The sequence below is a fragment of the Isoptericola sp. NPDC056134 genome, from assembly GCF_042264825.1.
Taxonomy (GTDB): Bacteria; Actinomycetota; Actinomycetes; order Actinomycetales; family Cellulomonadaceae; genus Isoptericola; species Isoptericola nanjingensis.
Genome location: NZ_JBHJVM010000049.1, coordinates 1 through 7,384, shown reverse-complemented (window position 1 = coordinate 7,384; position 7,384 = coordinate 1). Strand labels below are relative to the sequence as shown.

The following is a 7,384-nucleotide window of genomic DNA, read 5'->3' as shown; positions in this document are numbered from 1 at the left end:
CGTGGGGGGGTGGGTGGCGGGGGCCAAAGTGGCAGGGGGGAGGGGAAGGGGGGGGGGGGGGAGTAGGGGGGGGGGGGGGTGGGAGAAAGGGGGGGGAGCCGAACGAGGGGGGGCGCGGGACCGGGGGGGGGGGGGGTTTCTTTCGCCCCCCCGGGTCTGTCCTGTCATGACCCCCACCGGAACCCTCGACGCCCGCTTCAGCGAGGCCACCGCGCCCACCCCCTGGCCGGAGGTCGAGGCCGCGCTGACGGCCGCGACCCTGTACCGGCTCGTCACCGTCCGGGCGGACGGCCGCCCGCACGTCACGCCGCTCGTCGGGCTGTGGACCGACGACGGCTTCGTCTTCTGCACCGGCCCCGGCGAGCAGAAGGCCCACAACCTCGCACACAGTCCGCACGTGGCCGTGACGATCGGGTCCCCGGAGTGGGACGCCGGGCTCGACGTCGTCGTGGAGGGCGTCGTCGTCCGCGCGACCGGCGAGCCGGAGCTCCGCCGGCTCGCCGACGGGTTCCGCGCCAAGTACGGCGACGCGTGGGACTTCGAGAACGACGACGAGTCCTTCGACCCGCACGGCCAGCGCGCGCTCGTCTACCGCGTCGTGGTCGACAAGGTGCTCGCGTTCGCCAAGTCGCCGCACGGGCAGACGAGGTTCCGCCCCTGACGTCGCGTCACGGCGCCAGGTCGGGGTCCAACGGGAGGGTGAGCGCCGTGCCGCACTCGCCGACCCCGTCGAGGACGGTGGCGGCCCACCCCTCGGCGAGCTCGTCGTGCGTCACGAGGGTCTCCGACCGGAGCGTCGTGGGCGTGCCGCCGGCCGCGTCCTGCGCCGGTTCCGGCCAGGATCCGTCGGCCCAGAGCGGGTCGCCGTCGACAGGGACGGTCGTAGCGGGCTCGTCGTCGGCGGCGCGGGCCTCGAGGGTGGGGGTGCCGGTGGGCTGCGTCGGCCAGTCGGCGGGCACGGTCCACCGCGCGCCGAGGCGCCACGTCGTCGTGGCGTTGCGGTGGATGCCCAGCCGTGACTCCCAGCTCTCCGCGCGCTGCGCGACGATCGTCGCCGACGCCGAGACGTCGACGCTCTCGTCCGTGAGCCGGCAGGACCCGACGACGACGGGCCCCTCGGTCTGAGAGCCCGCGCCCACCAGCAGGCTCATCCCGGCGGCGGGCACGCAGAGCACGAACGCGGCGACGGCGGTGACGCGGTGCGGCCAGCGCAGCCACGGCGCGTGCGTGTCGCGAGCCGTGCGGAGTCGCGCGACGAGGGGATGCGGCTCGGGCCTCGTCGTGCGCACCGCGACGGTGCCGAGCAGCGAGTCGGCGAAGGTGCGGCCGTCCTTTCGGAACGCCGCGCGCAGGTAGCCGATCAGCACGATCGCGTCGAGGACGTGCGCGAACCAGCGCAGCACCGTGCCGGGCAGCCCGATCGGCCGGCCGGAGCGGTCGTCGACCACCGCAACGCCGGCCACCCGCTTGCCGGGCGTCATGCCGGTGTACGCCTGGAGCGCCCCGAGCGCCAGCAGGGTCCCCGCGGTCCACCCCGCGCCGCCCGCCCCGCCGGGCTCGCCCAGGCCCGGGAGCGCGGCGAGGGTCGGCGCGGCGCCCGTCGCGAGGAAGGCCACCGCCGCCACGAGCGCGGAGTCGAGGAGCGCCGCCAGCACCCGCAGGCCCCACGCCGCCGGCGGCCGGTCGGGCGTGAACGGGTCGAGGGTGTGCTCGACGGGGGGCCCGGGCGTGGCCGGGAGCGCCGGCGGCGTCGCCGGCGTCGTCGTGGTCATGGCGGGATGGTTCCACGACGGCGCGCGGGCGTCCACGGGATGTCCAGCCCGTGCCCAGGTCACGGGCGCGCGACGGTCCCCGCGTCGCCGTCCACGACGACCGCGCCGGCGTCGCGCAGGGCGTCGGTCGCCGCGGGCACGCCGAGCACGGCGGGCAGCCGCAGCTCGCGCGCGACGATCGCCGCGTGCGACAGCAGCCCACCCGTCTCGGTGACGACGGCGGCGACGACGCCGAACAGCGGCGTCCACGCGGGGTCCGTCTCGCGGCACACCAGCACGTCGCCGGGCCGGACCGCGCCGAAGTCGTCCGGTCCGCGCACCACCCGCGCCGGCCCGCTCGCCCGGCCGCCGCTCGCCCCGGTGCCCCGCAGCACCCCGTCGTCGCTGTGAGCGGGAGCCTGGCCCCGTCCTGCCCCTCGATCAGGGCCGATCTCCCGCTCGCAGCGGTCGACGGGGAGGGCGGCCGTGACCGGGCGGGCCTGCAGCAGCCAGGCCGTGCCGGCGTCGTCCACCGCCCACTCGACGTCCTGCGGGCCGCCGCGCAGGTCGGCGACCTGTCGCCCGAGCGCGGCGAGGCGCAGCACGGCGTCGTCGTCGAGGCAGGGGCGGTCGCGGTCCGCCGCCGGGACGTCGCGGGTCCTGGTGCCGCCGGGGGAGCGGTCCACGCGGGTGCGCTTGTCGCCGGTGCGGTGCTCGACGACGCGCCCGGCGACGACGGTCCACCGGTCGGGGTCGACGGTGCCCTGCACCACGCTCTCGCCCAGCCCCCAGGAGCCCTCGACGACGGTGCGCCCGCCGCCGGTGAACAGCACCCCCGCCGCGCGGGCGTCGACAAGCCGCTGCACGACGACGGCGACGTCGGCGGCGGGTGTTCCGGCAGCCGGTGCGCCGCTCGTCGCCGCCCGGTAGGCGGTGACCCGTGGCCCGACGGCCGACGCCCGGCAGGCGAGCAGCGCCGCGACGACGTCGCTCGCGCCGGTGACGCCGAGCACCGTCTCGTACTGGCCCGCAGCCGAGGCCCTGGGCCCGTCCTCGTCCGTCGCGGACGACCGCACGGCCACGGCCGAGCGCCGCCCCAGCGCGTCGAGCGCCCCGTCGACGGCGGCCCGCAGGTCGACATCCTCGAGCGAGGGCGGGACGACGACACCGACCGGTACCGGCAGCCCGGCCCGCCGCAGCGCGCCCAGGCCGGCCGCCTTGGCGCCGTGCGCCGCCGTCGCGGCGTCGAGCGGCACGACGGTGTCCATGCCGCACCTCCGTCCCCTGACCTTCGTCCCCGCCGCCGCCATGGCGCGACATCAACACATCATTGACAACAGTTCGTTGATGGTGCACGGTCGCGGGATGGAACGCAAGACCCGCCCGGACGACCGTGCCGCCGGCCAGGCCGCCGACCACGAGCGCGACCAGGGTGACGCCGACGCCGAGGCGCGCGCCCGGCGCGTGCTGCTCGGCCTCGGCGCGGACAAGCTGACCTCGCGCCCGTGGCAGCCGGGCGGGGTGCCGCCGTCGGCGACGGACCTGGTACGGCACTACCTGTGGCGCTCGGCAGGCGGGACGCTCACCGCCGAGGAGGATGCCGCGGGGGCGCTCGCGGCCCTCGCGCTGGTGCCCGCCGCGCGCGCCGAGGCCGAGCAGCTCGAGACGGCGGCCCTGTTCTCCGCGCGCGCCGCCGGTCACACCTGGGGGCGGATGGCGGGTGCGCTGGGGCTGGGCTCCCCGCAGGCGGTGCAGCAGCGGCTCGACCGGCTCGTCGCGAGGTCCGCGGGAGCGGGGGAGGCGCCGTGAGCCGCGTGTCGGAGCCTGGGCTCCTCGTGCTGCACGCCGTCCGCGTGCGGGGCTCGGCGGACGACGCGGCCGTCGCCGGTCGGTCGGGGCTCACGGTCGACGTCGCCCGCGAGCACCTGCTCGACCTCGAGGCGTTCGGCCACGTGACCTGGGCGGAGTTCGCCGGGACCGGCGGCTGGTCCCTCACCGAGCGCGGTCGGGCCGAGGGGGAGCGGCGCCTCGCGGCGGAGCTCGCTGCCGACCCGACCGGGCGGGCGTCCGCCGTCGTGCGCGAGGCGCTCTCGACCTTCGACCCGCTCAACGCCCGGCTGCTGCAGGCCTGCACGGACTGGCAGCTGAGGCCCGCCGCGGGCGGCCGGCTGGACCTCAACGACCATCGCGACGCCGCCTGGGACGCCCGCGTCCTCGACGAGCTGGGGGCCGTCGCCGCCGAGGCGCGGCCGCTGCTCGCCGGGCTCGCGGCGGAGCTCGACCGGTTCTCGGGCTACGCCGAGCGGCTCGACGACGCGCTCACGGCAGCGCGCAAGGGCGACGGCGCGCGCGTGGCCGGGATCGGCGCGGCCTCCGTCCACGGGGTGTGGATGGAGCTGCACGAGGACCTGCTCGCCACGGTGGGGATCCCGCGCGGCGCGGTCGAGCCGCGCCCCTGAGGGGCAGGTCCCGCACTCGGCTCAGCGCTCGGACGCGGCGCCCAGCGCGGCGAGGACCCGGTCGCGGAGGAGCTCGTACTGCTCCCGGTGGTAGCGGGGTGCGTCCGGTGGCCTGACGACCACCGTGCCGCCGACGACCGTCTCCTCGGGGCGGAACTGGTCCGCCGTGAGGTCGACGTCCGTACCGTCCGGCAGCCGGTTCCAGTAGTGGTGGCCGATCTGCGCCCCGTCGACGTGGACCTCGGCGAGGACCAGGTCGCCGCCGAGGACGTCCTGGACGACCAGTGCGGTCATGCCGCACTGGTCGCGCGAGGGGTGCTCGGGGGTCCACTCGGCGCTCATGTGCGGGTAGCAGGTGTCGGGGCCCCAGGCGGCGAGGAAGTGTTCACGCAGCTCATCGACGGTGATCGGCATCCCCGCAGCGTGGCACCGGGCACCGACACGCCTCGGGGGGCGTCGCCGTCAGACCGCGGCGACCTCGTGCAGCGACGACGCGAGCGGCGCGACCTCCGGGATGTCCTCTGCGCGCGTGAGCGCCTCCTCGAGCGCGCGGTCGTGCGTGGGCCGGGCCCGCTTCAGCAGGGCGCGACCGGCGGGCGTGAGCTCGGTGTAGATGCCCCGGCGGTCGTCGGCGCACAGGATGCGCGTGAGCAGGCCGCGGTCCTCAAGGCGTGTGACGAGGCGCGTCGTGGCGCTGCTGGACAGCGCGGCGGCGCGCGCGAGCTGCTGCATGCGCATGTGCCAGCCGTCCTGGCGGCTCAGCGCGTCGAGCACGGTGAACTCCACGACGGAGAGCTGGTGCTCCTTCTGCAGCGCGCGTTCCAGGTCCGTCTCGATCAGCCCGTGCAGCGCGGCGAGCGTGCGCCAGCCGCGCGCGCGGATCTCGACGGCGTCGTCGGCGATTCCCATGTCGGCCTCCTCGCGGGCCTCGTCGTCGGGCCCGGTGTCCCGTCGTCCGGGTCACAGCATAGCGCCTTGCGCCGATATAACGCGTGTGCAACTATCTAGAACGTTGCGCGTGCAACTACTGCGTGCGCAACGTTCCCCTCTCCCGACCCAGGAGGCCTCGATGCCTGCCGCGCTGTACGCCCTCGCCCTCGGGGGCTTCGGCATCGGACTCACCGAGTTCGTCATCATGGGCCTGCTGCCGGAGGTGGCCGCCGACTTCGGCGTCACCGAGCCGGTGGCCGGCTACCTCATCTCCGGCTACGCCCTGTCCGTGGCCGTCGGCGCCATCGCCATGACGGCCGCGCTGTCCCGCATGCCGCGCAAGCGGGCGCTCCTGCTGCTCATGGTCCTGTTCATCGTCGGCAACCTGCTGTGCGCCGTCGCCCCCACCTACGGCATGACGATGGTCGGCCGGGTCGTCGCGGCACTGTGCCACGGCGCGTTCTTCGGGATCGGCGCGGTCGTCGCGGCCGACCTCGTCCCGGCGAACCGTCGTGCGGCCGCCATCTCGATCATGTTCGCGGGCCTCACCGTCGCGAACGTCGCCGGGGTGCCGCTCGGCACCTTCCTCGGCCAGGCGGCGGGCTGGCGCGCCACGTTCTGGGCCGTCACCGCCGTGGGCGTGCTCGGCCTGGTCGGCATCGCCGTGCTCGTGCCCCGCACCGAGCACCGCTCCGCCGGCTCCGTGCTGTCGGAGTTCCGCATCTTCCGCGGCCGCCAGGTCTGGCTGTCGATGGCGGTCACCGTGCTCGGCTACGGCGGCATGTTCGGCGCCTTCAGCTACATCGCGTTCACGCTCACCGGGGTGAGCGGGTTCAGCAGCGCCGCCGTCCCGTGGCTGCTCGTCGTGTTCGGCGTCGGCACGGTCACGGGCAACGTGCTGGGCGGTCGCGCCGCCGACCGGAACCTCGTCAAGGCGCTCGTCACCGTCATCGCGGTGCTGGCCGTCGTCCTCGTCCTCTTCGCCCTCACCGCGCAGAGCAAGGCCGCGACCGTCGTCGGCCTGCTGCTCATGGGCGGCTTCGGCTTCGCGACCGTGCCCGCGCTGCAGACCCGCATCATGCGGTACACGGACGCCGCGCCGACGCTCGGCTCCGGCGCCAACATCGCCGCGTTCAACGTGGGCAACGCGTTCGGCGCCTGGGCGGCCGGCCTCGCCCTCGCCGCCGGCGCGGGGTACACCTCGCCCCTGTGGGTCGGCGCGGCCGTCACCGTCGCCGGGCTCGGCGTCCTGCTGGTCGCCGTCCGCACCCGTGGCGGCGAGCTCGCCCGCCCCCGTGCCGCCGAGCGAGAGCGCGAGCTCGCGCCGACCGCCGTCTGACATCCCCAGAGCCCAGCACCGCACCACCGGAAGGACCCTCCTCATGACCGCGAACGTCCCCACCGTCTCCCTCGCCGACGGCACCGCCATGCCCCAGCTCGGCTTCGGCGTCTTCCAGGTGCCCGACGCCGAGACCACGGCCGCGGTGAGCGCCGCGCTCGACGTTGGCTACCGCAGCATCGACACGGCCGCGGTCTACGGCAACGAGCGCGGCGTCGGCCGCGCCCTGGCGGAGTCGGGCGTCGCCCGCGACGACCTGTTCGTCACCACCAAGCTGTGGATCGACCGGCTGGGCCGCGCCGCCGCCCGCGAGGGCCTCGAGCAGAGCCTCGAGAAGCTCGGCCTCGACCGCGTGGACCTGTACCTCATCCACTGGCCGACCCCCGCCACGGACGACTACCTCGACGCCTGGCAGGGCCTGGAGGACCTGCGCGCCGCCGGCCTCGCGACGTCGATCGGCGTGTCCAACTTCCTGCCCGAGCACCTCGACCGCGTCGCCGCCCTCGGCGGCAGCACCCCGGTCGTGAACCAGGTGGAGCTGCACCCCGCGCTGCAGAACCGCGACACCGTCGCGGCGAACGCCCGCCACGGCGCGGTGACCGAGGCGTGGAGCCCGCTGGCGCAGGGCGCCGTGCTGGGCGACGCGCCCGTCGTCGACGCCGCCCGCGCGCACGGTGTCACGCCCGCCCAGGTGGTGCTGCGCTGGCACCTGCAGCAGGGCCGCGTCGTCATCCCCAAGTCGGTGACGCCCGCGCGCATCGCCGCGAATCTCGACGTCTTCGGCTTCGACCTCACGGACGCCGAGCTCGCCGCCATCGACGGGCTGGAGCGGGACGGCCGCACCGGCCCGCACCCGGCGTCCTTCAACGGCTGACCATCCAGAGTGCTGTGAGCGGGCGTTTGGC

General features: G+C 76.0%; 9 protein-coding genes. 5 read left to right on the top strand and 4 right to left on the bottom strand.

Annotation, left to right across the window (positions count from 1 at the left end; genetic code table 11):
* The first annotated feature begins 166 nt into the window (after window positions 1-166).
* Window positions 167-661: a pyridoxamine 5'-phosphate oxidase family protein gene (locus ACFCZN_RS21030; protein WP_430558052.1), complete on the top strand. Its 495-nt coding sequence runs from the start codon at window positions 167-169 to the stop codon at window positions 659-661.
* Between the two features lie 7 nt (window positions 662-668).
* Here the strand turns inward: ACFCZN_RS21030 and ACFCZN_RS21025 are convergent, their stop codons facing one another.
* Complete coding sequence (locus ACFCZN_RS21025) at window positions 669-1,772, bottom strand: RDD family protein (protein ID WP_430558051.1); 1,104 nt, start codon at window positions 1,770-1,772, stop codon at window positions 669-671.
* 59 nt (window positions 1,773-1,831) lie between these two features.
* Window positions 1,832-3,019: a PEP/pyruvate-binding domain-containing protein gene (locus ACFCZN_RS21020; protein ID WP_430558050.1), complete on the bottom strand. Its 1,188-nt coding sequence runs from the start codon at window positions 3,017-3,019 to the stop codon at window positions 1,832-1,834.
* A 97-nt stretch (window positions 3,020-3,116) separates the two neighbouring features.
* Between ACFCZN_RS21020 and ACFCZN_RS21015 the strand changes: the two genes are divergently transcribed.
* Complete coding sequence (locus tag ACFCZN_RS21015) at window positions 3,117-3,560, top strand: DNA-binding protein (RefSeq protein WP_430558049.1); 444 nt, start codon at window positions 3,117-3,119, stop codon at window positions 3,558-3,560.
* A complete protein-coding gene (locus tag ACFCZN_RS21010; protein ID WP_430558048.1) occupies window positions 3,557-4,210 on the top strand; it encodes a transcriptional regulator in 654 nt (217 codons plus the stop codon). The genes ACFCZN_RS21015 and ACFCZN_RS21010 overlap by 4 nt, the downstream gene beginning before the upstream one ends.
* A gap of 21 nt (window positions 4,211-4,231) precedes the next feature.
* Here ACFCZN_RS21010 and ACFCZN_RS21005 read toward each other — a convergent pair whose 3' ends face one another.
* Both ACFCZN_RS21005 and ACFCZN_RS21000 read right to left on the bottom strand, forming a co-directional pair.
* On the bottom strand, window positions 4,232-4,624 hold the full coding sequence (locus tag ACFCZN_RS21005; RefSeq protein ID WP_429763001.1) for a YunG family protein: 393 nt from the start codon (window positions 4,622-4,624) through the stop codon (window positions 4,232-4,234).
* Window positions 4,625-4,672: 48 nt separating this feature from the next.
* Entirely contained in the window at window positions 4,673-5,119 is a 447-nt protein-coding gene (locus ACFCZN_RS21000) for a MarR family winged helix-turn-helix transcriptional regulator (RefSeq protein WP_430558047.1), read from the bottom strand.
* A gap of 160 nt (window positions 5,120-5,279) precedes the next feature.
* On the opposite strand from ACFCZN_RS21000, the gene ACFCZN_RS20995 reads away from it, so the two are divergent.
* The gene (locus tag ACFCZN_RS20995) at window positions 5,280-6,479 is read left to right on the top strand and encodes an MFS transporter (RefSeq protein ID WP_429763004.1); all 1,200 of its coding nucleotides are present in this window, start codon (window positions 5,280-5,282) and stop codon (window positions 6,477-6,479) included.
* 43 nt (window positions 6,480-6,522) lie between these two features.
* Window positions 6,523-7,353, top strand: a complete 831-nt coding sequence (locus tag ACFCZN_RS20990; protein WP_430558046.1) for an aldo/keto reductase — start codon at window positions 6,523-6,525, stop codon at window positions 7,351-7,353.
* Window positions 7,354-7,384: the final 31 nt, after the last annotated feature.

Coding starts and splice junctions, on each gene's coding strand:
- ACFCZN_RS21030 (WP_430558052.1), top strand. CDS start 167: ATGACCCCCACCGGAACCCTCGACGCCCGCTTCAGCGAGGCCACCGCG.
- ACFCZN_RS21025 (WP_430558051.1), bottom strand. CDS start 1,772: ATGACCACGACGACGCCGGCGACGCCGCCGGCGCTCCCGGCCACGCCC.
- ACFCZN_RS21020 (WP_430558050.1), bottom strand. CDS start 3,019: ATGGACACCGTCGTGCCGCTCGACGCCGCGACGGCGGCGCACGGCGCC.
- ACFCZN_RS21015 (WP_430558049.1), top strand. CDS start 3,117: ATGGAACGCAAGACCCGCCCGGACGACCGTGCCGCCGGCCAGGCCGCC.
- ACFCZN_RS21005 (WP_429763001.1), bottom strand. CDS start 4,624: ATGCCGATCACCGTCGATGAGCTGCGTGAACACTTCCTCGCCGCCTGG.
- ACFCZN_RS21000 (WP_430558047.1), bottom strand. CDS start 5,119: ATGGGAATCGCCGACGACGCCGTCGAGATCCGCGCGCGCGGCTGGCGC.
- ACFCZN_RS20995 (WP_429763004.1), top strand. CDS start 5,280: ATGCCTGCCGCGCTGTACGCCCTCGCCCTCGGGGGCTTCGGCATCGGA.
- ACFCZN_RS20990 (WP_430558046.1), top strand. CDS start 6,523: ATGACCGCGAACGTCCCCACCGTCTCCCTCGCCGACGGCACCGCCATG.